Origin of the sequence: Demequina sp. (assembly GCF_016278765.1) — a bacterium.
Lineage (GTDB): Bacteria > Actinomycetota > Actinomycetes > Actinomycetales > Demequinaceae > Demequina.
Map to the genome: position 1 here is coordinate 14,868 of NZ_JADQBE010000089.1, position 17,693 is coordinate 32,560.

Annotated in this window: 17 protein-coding genes; 1 reads left to right on the forward strand and 16 read right to left on the reverse strand. The window is 65.1% G+C overall.

The window, feature by feature from the left end; translation table 11 throughout:
- Window positions 1-79 precede the first annotated feature (79 nt).
- The 10 genes from QZZ29_RS12615 to QZZ29_RS12660 form a co-directional block, all read right to left on the reverse strand.
- Window positions 80-910 (reverse strand): ribokinase, encoded by an 831-nt coding sequence (locus tag QZZ29_RS12615; protein WP_291383761.1) that lies wholly within the window; start codon window positions 908-910, stop codon window positions 80-82.
- Window positions 910-1,758 (reverse strand): DeoR/GlpR family DNA-binding transcription regulator, encoded by an 849-nt coding sequence (locus tag QZZ29_RS12620; protein WP_291383763.1) that lies wholly within the window; start codon window positions 1,756-1,758, stop codon window positions 910-912. Before QZZ29_RS12620 ends, QZZ29_RS12615 begins: the two co-directional genes overlap by 1 nt.
- 3 nt (window positions 1,759-1,761) lie before the next feature.
- Window positions 1,762-2,520: a triose-phosphate isomerase family protein gene (locus tag QZZ29_RS12625; protein ID WP_291383765.1), complete on the reverse strand. Its 759-nt coding sequence runs from the start codon at window positions 2,518-2,520 to the stop codon at window positions 1,762-1,764.
- 40 nt (window positions 2,521-2,560) lie between these two features.
- Window positions 2,561-3,037, reverse strand: coding sequence for a ribose-5-phosphate isomerase (locus tag QZZ29_RS12630; protein WP_291383767.1), 477 nt, complete (start codon window positions 3,035-3,037; stop codon window positions 2,561-2,563).
- Entirely contained in the window at window positions 3,034-4,776 is a 1,743-nt protein-coding gene (locus tag QZZ29_RS12635) for a dihydroxyacetone kinase family protein (RefSeq protein ID WP_291383768.1), read from the reverse strand. The genes QZZ29_RS12630 and QZZ29_RS12635 overlap by 4 nt, the downstream gene beginning before the upstream one ends.
- 96 nt (window positions 4,777-4,872) lie before the next feature.
- A complete protein-coding gene (locus QZZ29_RS12640) occupies window positions 4,873-5,874 on the reverse strand; it encodes a D-ribose ABC transporter substrate-binding protein (protein ID WP_291383769.1) in 1,002 nt (333 codons plus the stop codon).
- Window positions 5,875-5,927: 53 nt separating this feature from the next.
- Window positions 5,928-7,073: an ABC transporter permease gene (locus QZZ29_RS12645; RefSeq protein ID WP_291383770.1), complete on the reverse strand. Its 1,146-nt coding sequence runs from the start codon at window positions 7,071-7,073 to the stop codon at window positions 5,928-5,930.
- A gap of 19 nt (window positions 7,074-7,092) precedes the next feature.
- Window positions 7,093-8,616: a sugar ABC transporter ATP-binding protein gene (locus tag QZZ29_RS12650; protein WP_291383771.1), complete on the reverse strand. Its 1,524-nt coding sequence runs from the start codon at window positions 8,614-8,616 to the stop codon at window positions 7,093-7,095.
- A complete protein-coding gene (locus QZZ29_RS12655) occupies window positions 8,613-9,284 on the reverse strand; it encodes a DUF2291 domain-containing protein (RefSeq protein ID WP_291383772.1) in 672 nt (223 codons plus the stop codon). The genes QZZ29_RS12650 and QZZ29_RS12655 overlap by 4 nt, the downstream gene beginning before the upstream one ends.
- A complete protein-coding gene (locus tag QZZ29_RS12660; protein WP_291383773.1) occupies window positions 9,284-10,312 on the reverse strand; it encodes an alcohol dehydrogenase catalytic domain-containing protein in 1,029 nt (342 codons plus the stop codon). The genes QZZ29_RS12655 and QZZ29_RS12660 overlap by 1 nt, the downstream gene beginning before the upstream one ends.
- Window positions 10,313-10,544: 232 nt before the next feature.
- Here QZZ29_RS12660 and tkt point away from each other — a divergent pair, with 232 nt between their 5' ends.
- The gene (gene tkt, locus QZZ29_RS12665; RefSeq protein ID WP_291383774.1) at window positions 10,545-12,638 is read left to right on the forward strand and encodes a transketolase; all 2,094 of its coding nucleotides are present in this window, start codon (window positions 10,545-10,547) and stop codon (window positions 12,636-12,638) included.
- A 70-nt stretch (window positions 12,639-12,708) separates the two neighbouring features.
- On the opposite strand, the gene QZZ29_RS12670 is transcribed toward tkt, so the two are convergent.
- From QZZ29_RS12670 to rpsF, 6 genes are all read right to left on the reverse strand, one after another.
- Window positions 12,709-13,749: an alcohol dehydrogenase catalytic domain-containing protein gene (locus QZZ29_RS12670; protein WP_291383775.1), complete on the reverse strand. Its 1,041-nt coding sequence runs from the start codon at window positions 13,747-13,749 to the stop codon at window positions 12,709-12,711.
- A 545-nt stretch (window positions 13,750-14,294) separates the two neighbouring features.
- On the reverse strand, window positions 14,295-15,656 hold the full coding sequence (gene dnaB, locus QZZ29_RS12675; RefSeq protein WP_291383776.1) for a replicative DNA helicase: 1,362 nt from the start codon (window positions 15,654-15,656) through the stop codon (window positions 14,295-14,297).
- A gap of 399 nt (window positions 15,657-16,055) precedes the next feature.
- Window positions 16,056-16,502 (reverse strand): 50S ribosomal protein L9, encoded by a 447-nt coding sequence (gene rplI / locus QZZ29_RS12680; protein WP_291383777.1) that lies wholly within the window; start codon window positions 16,500-16,502, stop codon window positions 16,056-16,058.
- An 11-nt stretch (window positions 16,503-16,513) separates the two neighbouring features.
- A complete protein-coding gene (rpsR, locus tag QZZ29_RS12685) occupies window positions 16,514-16,750 on the reverse strand; it encodes a 30S ribosomal protein S18 (RefSeq protein WP_226096440.1) in 237 nt (78 codons plus the stop codon).
- 46 nt (window positions 16,751-16,796) lie between these two features.
- Window positions 16,797-17,288 carry a single-stranded DNA-binding protein gene (locus tag QZZ29_RS12690; protein WP_291383778.1) on the reverse strand — a complete coding sequence of 164 codons (492 nt, stop codon included), beginning with the start codon at window positions 17,286-17,288 and terminating at the stop codon, window positions 16,797-16,799.
- 34 nt (window positions 17,289-17,322) lie between these two features.
- Window positions 17,323-17,613 carry a 30S ribosomal protein S6 gene (gene rpsF / locus QZZ29_RS12695; protein WP_291383779.1) on the reverse strand — a complete coding sequence of 97 codons (291 nt, stop codon included), beginning with the start codon at window positions 17,611-17,613 and terminating at the stop codon, window positions 17,323-17,325.
- Window positions 17,614-17,693: the final 80 nt, after the last annotated feature.

The window sequence follows — 17,693 nt, forward strand, 5'->3', positions numbered from 1 at the left end:
CACGGGCGAACGCACACAGTGCATTCGGAACGATCGGGAGTCCAGATGGGTTCTCGCCCACCGTCGACGCGGGCGAGGCTTACGGTGTGTAGTGAGCCAGCGTCTTCAACGTCGGCTGAGACTTGGGATCCGCGACGGCGGCCGCGCCGACCCGACAGGCCGCCTCAAGTGCATCACCCTCGCTGTACTTCTCAAGCAGGGCAACAGTCAATGCGGCGGCAAACGCGTCGCCCGCTCCCACGGTGTTGACCACGCGCTCGGCGGCAACCTTGGCCTTGGCGACCACCCGTCCTCGCCTCAGCAGCACCGCGCCCTCCCCGCCGAGCGTGAGTGCCACCTGAGGCGCGGTGGCTAGGAACGGCAATGCCTCGTATTCGCCCTCATTGACGATGAAGAGGTCGACCCGGTCGCGTAGCCCCTGGCTCAGATCCGTCACTGGAGAAGCGTTGAGGAAGAACGGCCCCGTGGTCTCCCGCGCCACCCGTTCGACAACCTTCATATCGACTTCGAGCTGCGCAAGGACAGCGCAGCCAGGCGCGGGGGTCGCCGCACCTGGATCAATGCGCAATCCGGCGCCCGGGCACACCACGATCGAGTTCTCCCCCGCAGAGTCCACCACAATCAACGCCACTCCGCTGGCGCCGTGGAGTACCTGGACCCGGGACGTGTCGACCTCGGCTTCGCGCAGGACGGCGAGGAGTTCGCGGCCCGCATCGTCGTCGCCCACCGCGCCGATCATGTCGACGCGGGCGCCCAAGCGCGCTGCGGCAATGGCCTGATTGGCGCCCTTACCTCCGGGCTGACGCTGAAGATCGCTCCCCAGCACCGTCTCTCCCCGGCGTGGAGCCGCGTCGACTGAAGCCACCAGGTCGAGGTTGATCGACCCCAGAACCGCGAGTTGGGCAGCCATCACCAGTCAGGGTGTGTCGACGCGTGACGCTGCGCCACAACGACAGTGCACCCGGCGTCCCGTAGCCGACTCACGTGAGCGCGGTCGATGTTGTCGTCGACGATGATCGCGTCGAATTCGGAGAGGGGAAGCATCGCATGCAGGGCGCGGCGCTCAAACTTCGTGTGGTCGGCCAACAGGATGCGCTTGGCCGACGACTCGAACATGGCCCGCTTCACGTCCACCGTCTCCTGTGTCTGGTGGAAGGCGATGTCATCGGAGATCGCAGAGGTCGACATGACAAACACATCGGCCCGCAACTCACGAATCGCGGCGGTGGTCAAGCGGCCCATGAACGCGCTACACCAGTTGTAGTAGTCGCCCCCCAGTCCGAGCAGAGTGATTCCGCGCATGCCACGCACGGCATCGACAACAGTCAGGCAATTGGTGATCACCGTCAGCGGCGACTTGCTGCCCAACTGCTCGGCGAGACGCAGGGAGGTGGTCGAGTCATCGACCATGATCGCCTGACCCGGCTCGATGAACTCCAGCGCCGCATGCGCGATGACGGACTTCTCCGTACGCTGGCGGCCGGCTCGGTACACATCGCTTGACTCCACGAGAGCGGTCGACATCGCCGAGGCGACGCCTCGGCTCTTCCGCAGAAGCCCGCGGCCCTCCAACTCGTCAAGGTCCCGGTGCGCGGTCATCACAGAGATGCCAAAGCGCTCAGCGATCTGCTCGATCCGAATCGCGCCCTCGGCCATCACGGCGTCACAAATCGCGCGTTGGCGTGCCTGCTGGCGCGTCTGACGGGAGTCCCCTTGGGCGCGATCGAGAGACTGAGCGCTTGTCGGTTGACCGCGCATACGCTAACTCCTCTCAGTTGCGACCAGTCGCTCGGCCTCGTCCAGAATTCCCTCGAGGGCGCTCAAGTCGTGAGCAAATCGTCCAAGAAACAGTCCGTCTACTGCGCCGTCCAATGCAGTGAGGGTGCCCTTACCAGCGCTTCCGCCATATATTACCGAGAACCCGCGAAAGGGGCACGCCTCTTCCAAGCTGTGCCGAAGCCCTGCAGTGACGGCCGCGATGTACTCCGCCGGTGCAGCCTCACTCTGACCGATGGCCCAGCTTGGCTCGTAGGCGACCACAAGGTCGAGGTGGGCCGCCTGGGGACCGACGTCCTTGAGGTACCCCCGGAGTTGGCGCACGCACTCCGCTGCTGCCGCCTCCTGTTCCATGGGTTCCGCTTCCCCGATGCACAGCACGGGGTTGAGGTGGTTGCGCACCGCGGCCGCGAACTTCGCCCGGGCCACCTCGACCGACTCTCCAAAGACGGACGCCCGTTCCGCGTGCCCCACCTCCACGTACTGACAGCCCACCTCTCGAAGGTCGGCGCCGCTCACCCCTCCGGTATAAGGGCCACGGTCCTCCCAGTGGAGATCTTGCGCGCCAAACGGGACCGTGGTGCCGCGCAGGGCCCTCGCCACCGCGTCAAGCGAGGTCACCGACGGGAGCAAGAACAGACGGATCCGGTCCTCACGCACCGACTCTCGTTGACTCGCGATCGTCCCTAGCGCCTCCGCCCACCGCGCCGTGCGTGCGACATCCAAGTACAACTTGAGGCTCACGCCCAAGATCAACGGCCTGGGTGCGTGGAGGACCTCCTCGCTATCCACAGGTCCCGGTCTCTTCGTATTCGTTGATGAGTGCGACCTTCTGCGCCGAGGCTGAGCTCGGATCGAATTCATACCCCAGCCATTCGCGTGCGAGCCGACGGGCCAACTCGAGGCCGATCACGCGCTGGCCCATGGCCAGCACCTGGGCATTGTTGCTGAGTACGCCGCGTTCCACGCTGTAACTGTCGTGGGCGGTGACCGCGCGAATGCCGCGCACCTTGTTCGCAGCGATCGCCACACCCAGGCCGGTACCGCAGAGCAGAAGTGCCCGGTCCGCCTCGCCACGCTGGACCATCTGGGCCGCCTCGACCGCCACCGGAGGATACGGCGTCGAAGAACCGGGCTCTCCCACGCCAACGTCGGTCACCGACGCCACGCGCGGATCCTTCCGCAGGTCCTCGATCAGGACCTTCTTGTAGTCGAATCCTGCCTCATCACTGCCAATGACGACGCGAAGCTTTCCTGTCATGATCTTCCTCCCTTGTCTTTGGCATCCTTGAGCGCACCCGCTACGGCCGTCATCGCCATGGCGAACGACACCGCACCGGGGTCCGGCGTGCCGAGGCTCTTCTCCATGTGCGGCCGGGCACGGCCCTTTCTCGGTAGCAACGAGGACGTGGCCTGAGCGGCCCGCGTTGCCTCGTCGGCCGCGTGGGCCCATGCGTCGGTGAGCGTGGCTCCGTCGGCAATCGCCTGCTTGAGGGCGTCCCCGAACGGCACCAGCGCGTCCACCATCGTCTTGTCACCCACCGCGGCCCCGCCGCTGCGTTGGACGTGATCGATGCCAGCCTGTGCCGCTGCCACCGCAGACTCACGCGTGGGCGCTTCAGAGTCGCCCAGGCCTTCGCCGAACGCGCGCAGGGCGCCTCCCCATAGCGATCCAGACGTTCCGCCTGCACGGTTGGCCCACGCGTCGCCAGCCGACGTCGCGACGGACCCGGCGCCCGCGCCCGCCTCGACGGCCTCGCGAGCGCGGTCCACCGCGGCATGGACTCCGCGCTGCATGCCGATTCCATGGTCGCCGTCCCCGGCGATCGCGTCGAGTCGGCCCAGCTCGTCGCACGATTCGTCGATGACGTCGCGCATAGCCGCGAGGGCCTGGAACACGGTGGGCGCCGCCGCGGCAGATTCGCTACTCGCCTCGGCGAACGATTCGACCTCGACTTCGGCGGCGTCGACCGCCGCCTCCGCATTCTCGTCAATGTCCACGGAACCCTTGCGGTAGGCCGCGGTGTACGTCGGTGACCGCCAGGCGGCCTCCAGATCGTCGTCGAGCCACGTCACGGTGAGCGATACGCCCGCCATCTCGAAACTGGTGGCGAATTCCCCCACCTCGGGCTGCACAATGGTGAAACCCTGCTCGGTCAAGAGGCCCGCGACGGCGCCATAGAAAACATAGAGCTCCTCGCCCTTGACGCTTCCCAGTCCGTTCACCACGACGGCCACGCGACCGCCATCGCCGATCCCATCAGGGCGTTCCTCAAGTACCGTGCGTACCAGCAGGTCCGCCAGTCCGTTGGCGTTCGGCATGTCGACCATGTCGATGCCCGGCTCGCCGTGAATGCCCATTCCCACGGCCATCTTGCCTTCGGGAACGCGGAAGAGCGGCTCCGTCGCCCCCGGAAGCGTGCACCCGCCAAAGGCGACGCCGAGCGAGCGGGTACGCGCGTTGGCGCGAGCCGCGAGTTCCGTTACCCGCGCAAGATCCCAGCCGGACTCCGCGGCCCAGCCCGCGGCACGGAAGACCGAGAGGTCGCCGGCAATGCCGCGACGCTTCTCGCTCTCGTCCCGACTCGCGCTCGCGACATCGTCGGTGACGGTGACTGTCTCGCACGGAATGCCATCGGCCCGCAGGCGCTCCTGCGCCTGGTCAAAGTTGAGTACGTCGCCCGCGTAGTTGCCGTAGGTCAGGAGCACTCCGGCGTCCGTCGCCACGGAACGCGCGACGGAGTACACCTGCTGCGCGCTGGGAGAGGCAAAGATGTTTCCCATGGCCGCGCCGTGGGCGAGGCCGGGACCGACCAGGCCGGCGAAGGCGGGATAGTGGCCCGATCCGCCGCCGATGACGACCGCGACCTGTCCCGCGGGCGTCGCGCCGACTCTGACGACTCCGCCCTCGACCCGGCGTACAAGACCTCGGTGTGCCGCGACGAATCCGGCAGCCGACTCGGCCGCAAAGTCGGCCGCGTCGTTCTGTAAGTAGCTCATGATCCTTCTTTCAGGACAAGCGCGGGGGCGAATGCAGTTCGCATCCGCCCCCGCTTCACCGCACGGGAGCGCACGGCTGTCTCTTGGGGCCGGCAGTTAGCCGGAGTAGGTGAACGGACCGGTCATCTTGTCGACGTTGTCCTTGGTGATGAGGATGCAGTCGAGGGACAACTTCTCCGTCTCAGGAACAGTGCCGTCCTTCAGGTAGTCGTCCGCCATCTCGACGGCCATCTGTGCGAACACCGCGACGGGCTGGAGCACCGTGTAGGCCATTTCGCCGGACTTGACTGCCTCCACCGCGTCGGGTGAACCGTCGAACCCACCGACGAGGACGCCGCTGAGCTTTCCGGCCTCCTTGAGCGCCGCGATCGCGCCAAGCGCCATCTCGTCGTTACCGGAGATCACGCCCGTGATGTCGGGGTTGGCCTGCAGCATGGACTGCATCTTGTCGTGACCCTTGGTGCGGTCCCAGTCGGCGACCTCTTTGCCCACCTGGACGAGGTCCGGGTACTGGCTGATGACGGTGGTGTAGCCGTTGGAGCGGGTCTGCGCGTTGTTGTCGGAGGGTGCCCCGAACAGTTCCACGTAGTTGCCAGCTTCACCCAACTGCTTGACCCACTCTTGGGCACCGAGCGCGGCGCCCTGAGCGTTGTTCGACACCAGCTGCGCCATCGCAAGACCAGCCTGGTTGATCTCAGCGTTGACCAGGAACACCGGGATGCCGGCGTCCTTGGCCTTCTGCACAGCGGCGATAGAGCCGTCGGCGTTTGCCGGGTCCAGGATGATCGCCACGGACTTGTTGGCAATCGCCGTGTCGATGAGGGTGTTTTCCGTGTTGGTGTCAGCCTTGTGCGCACCCACCACCGTCGTGTAGCCCAAGGACTCCGCGGTGGCTGCCGCGACATCGCCCTCGGTCTTCCAGTACGGGTTGGCCGGATCAGTCACGATGATCGTGATGAGTCCGCCCTCGCTGGAGCCACCTCCGCCGCCGGCCGACGACGACGTCTCCGTGGTGTCCCCACCGCTAGAGCATGCGCCGAGGGCCAAGGCCACGGCGGCCGTAGCGGCGATTGCCGCCAACTTCTTCTTCAGTAACATTGCCTTACCTTTCTTGAAGGGAGGTACCGCTCTCGCGGCACCCGGGTACAGAATCACCGGGACAGTCCGCCGGTCTCCGCCGGTTGGTGATCCGAATTCGGGGCAGGGTCGTTTCCCTGCTTGTCCGCGAGGGCGGTCTGACCGCCCCCGCCCGACTTTGTTGACGACTTCTTGGGCTTGTTGCGCCCGTAGTCGAGTCCGTTGAGGAGGACCGCGACGACGATCACGACACCCATGAAGACCATCTGCCAGTACGCGGAGACGCCCACGATGACAAGGCCGTCAGACAGGAAGCCGATGACGAAGGCGCCAAGCAGGGTCCCTCGCACGTTTCCTTTGCCGCCACTCAGCGCCGCGCCACCAATCACCACTGCCGCGATGGCGGTCAGCTCGTAGGTGTTTCCAGCGGTCGGGCTCGCGCTTGTCAATGTCGACGACAGCACCAGGCCCGCGATGCCGGCGCACAGGCCGGAAAGCACGTAGACCCAGATCTTGACCTTGACCACGGGCACACCGGACAGTTCCGCTGCGCGCTCATTGCCGCCCGCCGCGTACAGCCACCGGCCAAAGCGCGCACGGCCCAACAGCAGTCCGAGAACCGCGGCGATCAGGATCATGAAGATCACGCCGATGGGGACGTTGAGGATGCGGTTGAAGCCCAACCAGTCGAAGCCGGTGTTGCCGAGCTCGGGATCGCCCGAAAGGTCGTTGACCGTCAATCCGTTGGTCAGCAGTAGCGCGACACCGCGCACCGCGTAGAGCATTCCTAGCGTCGCAACGAACGGCGCCACCCTGAAACGCGACACCAGGATGCCGTTGATCAGGCCGACGCTGGCGCCCACCGCACAGGACAGCAGCACCACCACGGGAACGCTGGGAACAAACGTGTAGCCCAGGAAGCTGATCTCCACGCCTCGCAAGAGGAAGCCCGCGATGATTCCCGTGAACCCGAGGGTCGAGCCGACCGAGAGGTCGATGCCGCCATTCAGGATCACCAGCAGCATCCCCATCCCGAGAATGGCGTAGATGGCGACGTGAGACGCCATGATGAGCAGGTTGCCCACGGTGAGGTAGTTGGGGGAGAGCGTCGAGAATACGACGATGATGAGGATTAGCGCGAGAAACGCGCGGCCCTCGATGAGCAGTTTGACGGGGGAGAGGGTCTTCTTCCTCTCCGCCGTTGAAGTCTTGGTCGTCATGGTCCAGGGTCCTATCTAGTCAGGCCGCCACGGCTTCGCCAGAGGCGGCCATGATCGTTGCTTTGGTGGCGTCGGAACCGAATTCCGCGGAGATACGGCCCTTGCGCATCACGATGATGCGATGGGCAATGGCGAGGCACTCGCCCACTTCGGACGTGGAGTACAACACCGCAACGCCCTCCTGAGCGCGCGCTGCCAGCAGCCTGAAGACTTCGCCTTTCGCTCCAACGTCGATTCCGCGGCTCGGTTCATCCAGCAGCATGAGTCGCGGCTTGGTGCCGACAACTTTGCCGATGACGACCTTCTGTTGATTTCCCCCCGACAATGAACCGACGTTCAATTCAGGTCCCGGCGTCTTCACCGTGACGCGATCGATGAGATCGACGGACATGTCGTTTTCGGCCTTGCGGGACAGGAGTCCCCTGGACAGGACCTTGGACAGGCTCGACAAGGTCAGATTCCTCCCGATGCTGAAGGTCTGGACGAGACCATCGCGTTGCCGGTCCTCGGGGACGAGGCCGACTCCCATGTCGATGCGCTCCGCGATCGTTCGGCCCTTGAGGGGCACGCCGGACAGCAGGATCTCGCCGCTTTGGACGTCACCCTTGCCAGCAATCGCCTCGAGGAGCTCCGTGCGACCGGCGCCCATCAGTCCATAGATGCACACGACCTCCCCCGCACGCACCTCAAGGTCGAGACCATCGACCACGGATCGCTCGTGGTTCATGGGGTCCATGACTCGCAGGCCCTTCACCTGGAGCACCGGTTCGCCGAACTCATAGCCGGTGGGCGGGGTGCCCAGGTCGAAGTTATCTCCCACCATGTGACGGACGATCCATTCGAGGTCGATCTCGTCGCGTTCGCCCCTCGCGGTCATGGTTCCGTCTCGGAGCACCACGGCGTGATCCGTGATCTCAAGCGCCTCTTCAAGGTGGTGCGAGATGTAGACGATGGCCACTCCGCGAGCGGTGAGATCACGAATGAGGCCAAACAGGACCTCCACCTCCGTGGCTGCCAGCGCCGACGTCGGCTCGTCCATGATCAGGATTCGTGAGTTGACGGACAGTGCGCGGGCGATTTCCACCACCTGCTGCTGTCCGACACGCAGATCCGACACCAGTGTCGACGGGTCGACGTCGAGCTGGAGGCCCGCCAACAGATCGCGGGCCAACTTGGCTTCCTGCGCGAAATCCACGCCAAACGGACCCTGGATCTCGCGTCCCATGAAGATGTTGTCGCGCACCGAGAGGTTGGGCGCGAGGCTCAACTCCTGGTGAATGATCGAGATGCCTCGTGCGGCCGCCTCGTTCGTGGAGTCGAACTCGACCGGCTGTCCGTCGAGGACGATCTCGCCCGCTGTGGGCTGCTCCACTCCCGACAGAATCTTCATGAGCGTCGACTTGCCGGCGCCGTTCTCACCAAACAGCGTGGTCACGGTTCCTCGGCGAATCTCAAAGTTCACGCCCTTGAGGGCCTGCACGCCGCCGTAGTGCTTGACGATGTTGCGCGCCTCGAGAACTACCGCATCGAAATCGTCGCTCATGACGCCACCTCGAATTTCACGGGGGTCACGAGCCATGCCTCAGGGTTGATGAGCGTGAAGGCGCCCGTCACGGTGACCGTCTTGCCCTCAAGATCCGTGGGCAGGAACTCGTCGAGCACCTGCGCCTTGAGCTCGCTGTTCAGCGCCGCAGCAGCGTTCTGGTAATCGATCTGATTCGTGAAGTCACCGAAAGGAAACTTGTCGGTGGCGTCGCGCAGTTCGGTTCCGTTGATCGCCGGACCCGTCTGTACCCGCACCAGCAGGTTTGCGTCGAGTCCCGAGATGTCCACGGGATAGATTCCCGACTGGCCCGCGCCCGCGACACCGGTGAAGGTGACACTGAATACCGGTCCACCCGAACTCGGCACGCCGTACTCGGAAGCCGCCGCCGCCTGGTCGACATTGATCGCATCGGCCAGGGTGGCCGCATCCACCGCCTGTGCCTCGATTGCTGACTGAACGTCGCCGAAGTTGTCGGCGCCGAACTGGACGGGGTCAAAGGCGACGACTCCCGCCACGCGAGGATCATCGCTCGGGATGAACTTGGATCCGAATCCGATGAAGGCCAAGATCACCACCGCTACGGTCACCCACAACCAACGACCCCGCAATGCGAACCGAGGCGAACTGGTGACCGTCGCGCTGGGCGTCTGAGTTTCGGTCGCCATCACAGAACTCGCGACTCGGAGTCGTTGGGGCGAATCTGCAGCTTGCGGCCCTCGCCCTTGCGGAACATCTCCAGCGCGGTCTCGTAGTCGTCCAGGGTGAACGAGTGGCTCGTCATCGCCTTCGCGTTGATGGCACCCATCTCGAACATCTCGACGGCACGGCCAAACGAGTTGTGGACGGCCATCGAGCCCACAATGTTGAGCTCACCGCGGTAGACACGGAACGGCGAGAATTGGGCAGTCTTGTCCGCGGGGGCGACGCCAAAGTCCTGGAAGAAGCCGGCGGGCTTCACGCGAGTCAGCGCGTCCTCGATGGCGCGGATGTTGCCGGTGCAGTCGATGACGACATCCCACTTGTCACGGCCTGCGTCATCGGCGCTGTTGTAGCGCAGTTCGATGCCGCATTCCTCGGCCGTCTTGAGACGTTCGCTGTTGAGGTCGACGATCGTGACCGAGGCCGCGCCAGCGCGCGTCGCCAGTTGGGCCATGATCAGTCCCATGGTGCCAGCGCCATAGACGAGTACGTGGTCGCCAAGACGCCTGGGCAGGATGTCCCAGCCTCGGATCGCACAACCGAGCGGCTCGATCAGGGCGGCGAGGTAGATGTCGGTCTCGGGCTTCAACTTGTACACGTTGCGCGAGGGCGCGGTGAAAAATTGCTGGGCCGCGCCGTCGGACGCGACAACGCCGAGGCCGTTCCAAGCCGGGCACAGGTTCGCGTGGCCATTGACACAGAACTCGCACTCGCCGCACGTCGTGCTCGGGTTCACCGCAACGTGGTCGCCGACCTGGAAGTCGAACACGCCGTCGTTGACTCCCTCACCCAAGGCGACGATCGTGCCGGTCGCCTCATGGCCGGGCACGAGCGGAAACACCGTTCCCTCGAACTCGCCGTCGAACACGTGGGTATCCGTGCCGCACATACCCACAGCGGCGGTCTCGATCAAAATTTCCTTGTAACCCGGCTCTGGCGTGGGTCGTTCTTCAAGGCTGAGCTTCTTCTCGTCGGTGAAAACGATGGCTCTCATGGCTGCTCCCGTTCGTAAGTCAACGACGGGATCCGCACCCGACGCTGGGCGATATGTGGCCACCAGAGTCATCTCCGCTTCGGTGCGACGGTGACTCGTGTTGCCCTGAGGAGGCGGATACCTCCATGTTATCTTTGTGTGAACTTGTGTAGAGTTCACGTTAGAAACACGGTAGAACTATCACAGGGCCGCTGTCAAGGCAGATACCAAATCGATACAAAGGAGTAACGCGATGGCCGGACTCGCATGGGAAGACATGGACAAGAGGGCCGTGGACACGGCTCGTGTGTTAGCGGCCGACGCGGTCGAGAAGGCGGGCCACGGCCACCCCGGTACCGCCATGACACTCGCCCCCGTCGCGTACCTGCTCTACCAGCGGATCATGCGCCACGACCCTGCCGACGGGCGGTGGTTGGGTCGCGACCGCTTCGTGCTCAGCGCCGGCCACGCGTCGCTCACTCAGTATGTGCAACTCTTCCTGGGTGGCTTCGGCCTTGAACTCGACGACCTGCGAGCACTGCGCACCGCGGGATCTTTGACTCCCGGCCATCCCGAGTACGGCCACACCGACGGCGTGGAGATCACCACCGGCCCCCTCGGACAGGGCCTGGCCTCGGCCGTGGGCTTCGCGTGTGCCGCACGCTACGAGCGCGGGCTGTTCGACCCCGAGGCGGCCCCCGGCACGTCGCCGTTTGACCACCACATCTACGTCATCGCATCGGACGGAGACCTCCAGGAAGGCATCTCGGCCGAAGCCTCCTCCTTCGCCGGACATCAGGAACTGGGAAATCTGGTGGTGATCTACGACGCGAATCAGATCTCGATCGAGGACGACACCGACGTCGCCTTCACGGAGGACGTGGCGCAACGCTACGCATCGTACGGCTGGGACGTGCAGACCGTTCAGTGGCGCCGGGACGGCGCCTATGTGGAGGATGTGCACGGCCTCAACGACGCCATCGCCGCCGCCAAGGCCGATACCGCTCGCCCGTCGATCATCATCCTTCGCACCATCATCGGCTGGCCGTCCCCGGGCAAGCAGAACACCGGGAGCGTGCACGGGGCAAAGCTCGGCGACGCCGAACTGAAGGCAACCAAGCGTGCGCTGGGATGGGATCCCGACCAATCCTTCGTCGTCGATGACACGGTGCTGGCCCACACTCGCGAACTCGCACAGCGGTCGCGTACGGTCCGAGACCAGTGGCAGTCCGAGTTCGACGCGTGGGCGGAACGTCACCCGGAGCGCAAGAGTCTTCTCGATCGCCTCATGAGCGGCCAGTTGCCCGAAGGGATCGAGAGTTTGCTTCCGCATTTTGAACCGGGCACGTCGATCGCGACGCGCGCCGCGTCCGGCGCCGTCATCAACGCGCTCGCGGCCCCGCTTCCCGAACTGTGGGGAGGGTCCGCGGACCTGGCCGACTCGAATCTCACGACCATCCACGACGCAGCGTCGTTCAACCCCACCCGACGCGGAACGGCCGCCTGGCCCGCCGATCCGTACGGACGAGTCCTGCACTTCGGTATTCGTGAGCACGCGATGGCGGCGATCCTGAACGGCATCGTTCTTCACGGACCCACGCGAGTCTTCGGAGGCACCTTCCTGATCTTCAGTGACTACATGCGGCCGTCAGTCCGGCTCGCTGCGCTCATGGGCATTCCCAGCATCTTCGTATGGACCCACGACTCCATGGGCCTGGGCGAGGACGGCCCGACCCACCAACCGGTGGAGCATCTCGCGTCGTTGCGGCTCATCCCCCACCTCGCCGTCGCGAGACCGGCCGACGCCGATGAAGTGAGTGCGGTCTGGCTGGAGGCTCTGCGGCGGACCAACGGCCCCACCGGCATCGTGCTGACCCGTCAGGCGGTGCCCGTGCCGGATCGTGCCGCCGACGCCGCTCAGGGCCTCGCTCCAGCGCAACTCGCCTCCAAGGGCGCATACGTCCTCGCTGACGCCCCGCAGGGCAGGCCCGACATCATTGTGATTGCCACGGGATCTGAGGTCCAACTCGCTCTTTCAGCCCGTGAGATCCTCGCTCGCGAAGGCGTGGAGGCGCGCGTCGTCTCGGCACCGTGCCTCGAGTGGTTTGCCGAGCAGACGTCCGAGTACCGCAACGCAGTGTTGCCACCGGACGTGAAGGCTCGGGTGGCCGTGGAGGCCGGTGCGGCAGGCGGCTGGCGCGAGTTCACCGGCGACGCAGGTGAGATCGTCTCGATCAATGAATATGGGGCGTCAGCAAGCGGTCCCGAACTCTTTGAGCGCTTCGATATCACCGTCGGCGGCGTCGTCAGCGCGGCCCACCGCTGCCTCGAACGGCTCCGCGCCTGACCGGTCACGTCCAGGCGCTGGGCGAGGTGCGCTGATCGGAACCGACTGCTGAGAGTTGAGCAGTGGTGGCCTACTGGAGCCGTATGAGCACCTTCACCTCGTGGCCCGATTCGGAGGCGGCGAAGGCCTCGCTCACCTGCTCCACCGGGAACTCCTTGGTGACCATCGCTTCGGCATCCACGGCGCCGGAACCAATGATCTCCATCGCCCGTCGATAGTCCTCGGCCAGGTAGGTCGCCGCGCCCTGGAGGGCAATCTGCCTGTCCTGCAAGTGCGGAATGTTGACCGTGACGGGCTTCGCGGGAACGCCCACGATGACGACGACGCCTCCGTAGGCGACCATCGCCACGGCCGCGTCCACGGTGGGTTGGATGGCGACGCAGTCGAAGACGGCGTCGGCGCTTTCGCCCAACGCTTCGCGCACCTGGGCCGCCACGTCCGGGTCGGCCGCGTCAACCGTGGCATCCGCCCCCGCACGTTCGGCGAGCGCCCGCTTGTCGGCGAGCACATCGGTCACCACGATCTTGCGAGCACCCGCGGCCCTCGCTGCCGACAGCATGAGCAGACCGATGGTGCCGGACCCGAGGATCGCGACAGTCTTGCCCGACAGGTCACCCGCGAGCCCGGTCGCGTGGACGGGGGTCGAGAGGGGTTCGATCAGCGCCGCCTGGTGGTCGGTGAACTCCGCGGGCACCTTGTGTAGGCGGGACGCATCGCACGTGAAGTTATCGGCCATGCCTCCTTCGCGGTAGCCGCAGCCGAAGAACCGCAGGTTCTCGCACACGTTGTGGTGGCCCGCCAGACACACCTTGCAGGTGCCGCACGGAAGTGTCGGCTCGGGTGTGACCCTGTCGCCCACGGCGACCGAGGTGACGTCGGCGCCGACGGCCACGACAACTCCTACCACCTCGTGCCCCGGGTAGTACGGCAGGGCAATAGCGGGGTGCTGGCCGTGCAACGCATGGGTATCGGATCCACAGACGCCCGACACGATCGTCGCAACGAGCGCCTCGTGAGGCTCGGGAACCGGAGTGTCTTCCGTAACGAGCGTGACCACGCCCTCGGACGGGACGTGTACGCGGCGGCGGCGCGCGGGGATGTTCGGCATCATTCTTCCAACTTTCCTAGGTGGCCCGTCTGCCCAGGGCCAGCATTCACAGTGAGCGACTCACGCTCGCCCTTGGTGGCGCCGAAGGGCCAGCCGCGTCGCGTTGGCGTGCCCCGTGCGATCGGCACGGCCCGTCCATTGCTTCGCGCAACGCGCGCCTTCACTCACGCCCATTCCGGCTTCAATGCGCGGCGACGTCAGATCCGGATCACGGCGTCGTCGTTGTAAATCTACGTTAGATCAATCAGGTTTTAACCCCAATATCACACAAACATACCGCGGAGTCCTCACGTCCGCAACGGCGACCGACGGGGGCCGGGATCGTCGCGAACATCATGAAGGCACCGACACTGTGATGGCGGGCGGCATCTCCCACCGATCGCGATGGGCAGAAGTTCAATTTCTGTGCCGAGGGATGCGCCAGGGCCGTCGAAGCCGGGCAAGTGCACCACCACTGACGAACAACACGAGGCGCCTGGGGCAGCGGCCCCAAAAAAGCTCCCGCCCACTCCGGTCGGGAAACTCGTGGGCCGCCCGTCCAGAAACCACTACATGTCTGGCGCCATGTCCGCGAAGTGGGCGTAGTCCTTCTTAAAGGCGACGGAGATGGTCTTGGTGGGACCGCCGCGGTGTTTGGCGACGATGAAGTCGGCCTCGCCTGGGCGATTCTCGTAGTCGTAGGCGTCCTCGCGGTGCAACAGGATCACGATGTCGGCGTCCTGCTCAATTGCACCCGATTCGCGCATGTCCGACAGCATGGGCTTCTTCTCCGTGCGCTGCTCGGGACCGCGGTTCAGCTGCGAGATCGCGATGACCGGCACCTGAATCTCCTTGGCCAGCAGCTTGAGGGCGCGCGAGAACTCGGACACCTCTTGCTGGCGCGACTCGACGCGCTTGCCTGAGCTCATGAGCTGCAGGTAGTCGACCACCACGAGCTTGAGGTCGTGTTGCTGCTTGAGGCGGCGGCACTTGGCGCGGATCTCCATGAGCGACATGTTCGGGCTGTCGTCGATGAACATGGGCGCCTTGGCGATACGCGCGGCCGTGCTCGCCAGCCGCTCCCAGTCGTTGGGGCTCATCGGGCCCTTGGTGAGTTGCGTGAGCTTCACCTTGGACTCCGCGGAAAGCATGCGCTTGGTGATCTCTTCCCGGCTCATTTCCAGCGAGAACAGCACGGATGCCTTGCCGGCATGGATCGATGCCGCGCGCGCGATGTCGAGGCCTAGGGTCGACTTACCGATGGCAGGACGGGCCGCGATGACGATCATCTGGCCGGCCTGGAAGCCGCCCGTGAGCTCGTTCAGCTCCGTGAATCCGGTGGGGATGCCCAGCATCTGGCCGTCCCGGCGCGACGCGGCGTCGATCTCCTCAAGCGTGTGCTCCATCAGTTCGCCGATGGGCAGGTAGTCCTCGGAGTTGCGCCGCTCCGTGACCGCGAACACCTCAGCCTGGGCGCTGTCGACCACATCATCCACCTGGGCGCCGTCGGCGTCGTAACCCATGTTGGCGATGCGGGTGCCAGCCTCCACCAGGCGGCGCAAGATCGACTGTTCGCGCACCAGTCGGGCGTAATAGCCCGCCGACGCCGCGGAGGGCACGATCGAAATGAGCGTGTGGAGGTACTCGGCACCGCCCACGCGGGCAAGTTCCCCGGACCGTTGAAGCTCTGCGCCCACCGTGAGGGCATCCACCGGGTCGCCCGAGTTGTACAGCGTGATGGCGGTGTCGAAGATGGTCTCGTGCGCGGGGCGGTAGAAATCGTCCGCGCGCACCGATTCGATGACGTCGGCCATCGCATCCTTGGACAGCATCATGGAGCCCAACACCGACTGCTCGGCGTCCAGGTTCTGCGGCGGCGTACGCTCCAAGCCCCGCGGCGAATACGAGGCCTCAAGCTCCTCTACTGACACGCGCGCATCGCCTCCATTCTTGTCGCCAGGGAACCCACAAGGTTGGTGAGGCGAGCCTGTCACCCGGGTGTGACACGTCAACGTAGTGAAGCCCGGCCACCCCCCACAAATGCTCCGGGGTGGACGGCCGGTGGATAGCGGTGGACACAGGCTGACACGCATGGGGACAGTCTCGTGGTTCCTGTGGATGAGCTTGTGAATTGTTTCCGCTCAGCGCGAATCTATGCATTTTTACCAGGTACTTTGACGCCACACAGCATGGGGAAAACTCCGCTTGAAAATCATCGGCGTGTCGCCTCTCGGCGTGTCGCGGGCATCGGCGCCGGACACGACAAAGCCCCGGGATTCCCCACCTCGCCGGAGCGAGCTGGGGGGCGTCCCGGGGCGTGTCACACCGCCTTAAGACGCGGCAACCACCTTGACGTCGACCGTGGCGACCACGCCGTCGTGCAGCGACACCTTGACCTGGTAATCGCCCAGCGCCTTGATCGGCTGCCCGATCTGAATGCGACGCTTGTCCACCAAGGCACGGGTGCCGATGGCGTCCGCAATCTCGGCCGTCGTGATCGCACCGAAGAGTCGACCGGACGGGCCGGCGTTCGCCGTAACGGTCACGGGGTTGGACTGCAGTGAATCGCGGGCGGCCTGGGCCTCCTCGATGCTTGCGAGTTCACGGCCCCGACGCGCAACGCGCATCGAGTCGATGGACTTCTCTGCGCCTGCGGACCACGGGGTGGCCAGCTTGCGGGGAACCAGGAAGTTGGTGGCGTAGCCGTCCTTGACCTCGACCACGTCGCCCGCGGTGCCGAGACCGGCGACCTCGTGCGTGAGAATGAGTTTTGCCATGTCAGCGCCCCTTAGCGGCCGGAGCCGGCGTAGGGGAGCAGTGCGAGCTCGCGCGCAACCTTGATGGCGCGGGCGATCTGGCGCTGTTCCTGGACGGTGACACCCGTGACGCGGCGCGAACGGATCTTGCCGCGGTCGGAGATGAACTTGCGCAGCAGCGCAGTGTCCTTGTAGTCGATCGTCTTGACCTTGGCGGCCTTGAGCGGGTTGACCTTCTTACGCGGCTTACGCGTGTCGATCTTTGCCATGCTTGTCTTTCCTTACATCAAGAAGTGGGGCGACTCGTTGTCGCTTTTAGAACGGGGGCTCGTCTGACGCGGGGGCCGAGGCCCATGGGTCGTTGTCCGAACCGCCTGCGGGAGTGCTGGCCGAGCCACCACCCTGACCGCCACCGCCGAAGCCACCGCCACCCTGACCGCCGCCACGCGGCGTGCGCGTGACCTTGGCGGTGGCGTAGCGGAGAGACGGGCCGACCTCGTCGACCTGCATCTCCATGACGGTGCGCTTTTCACCATTGGCTTCCCACGAGCGCGCCACGAGCCTGCCGGTCACGACGACTCGCATGCCCTTGGTAAGCGACTCGGCCACATTCTCTGCGGCCTCGCGCCACAGGGAGCAGCGCATGAACAGGGTGTCTCCGTCCTTCCAGTCGTTCGACTGACGGTCGAACGTGCGTGGAGTGGACGCGACCGTGAAGTTCACGACGGCGGCCCCTGACTGAATGAATCGCAGTTCGGGGTCTCCGGTGAGGTTTCCCACCACGGTGATCTGAGTGTCGCCTGCCATGTCTTATCCCTGTCGTCTCGTGGAGTTGCCGGTGCTAGTGGGCGTCGGGACGCAGCAGCTTCAGACGCAGGATGGTCTCGTTCAGACCAAGCTGGCGCTCAAGCTCCTTTGCCGTCGCGGACTCCGCGGTGAAGTTGATGACCGCGTAGACGCCATCGCTCTTCTTCTTGATGGGGAAGGCCAGACGGCGTCGGCCCCACACGTCGAGGTTGTCGACGGTGCCCTTGTCGTGAGTGACCACGGCGAGGTACTTCTCGAGCGACGGCTTGACCGTACGCTCGTCCACCTCGGGGTCAAGGATGACCATCATTTCGTACTTGCGCATAGATAACCCACCTCCTCTGGACTAGACGGCTACGGACGTTCCGTAGCAGGAGGGTGACGCTAGCAGTGGCCGAGACGGCG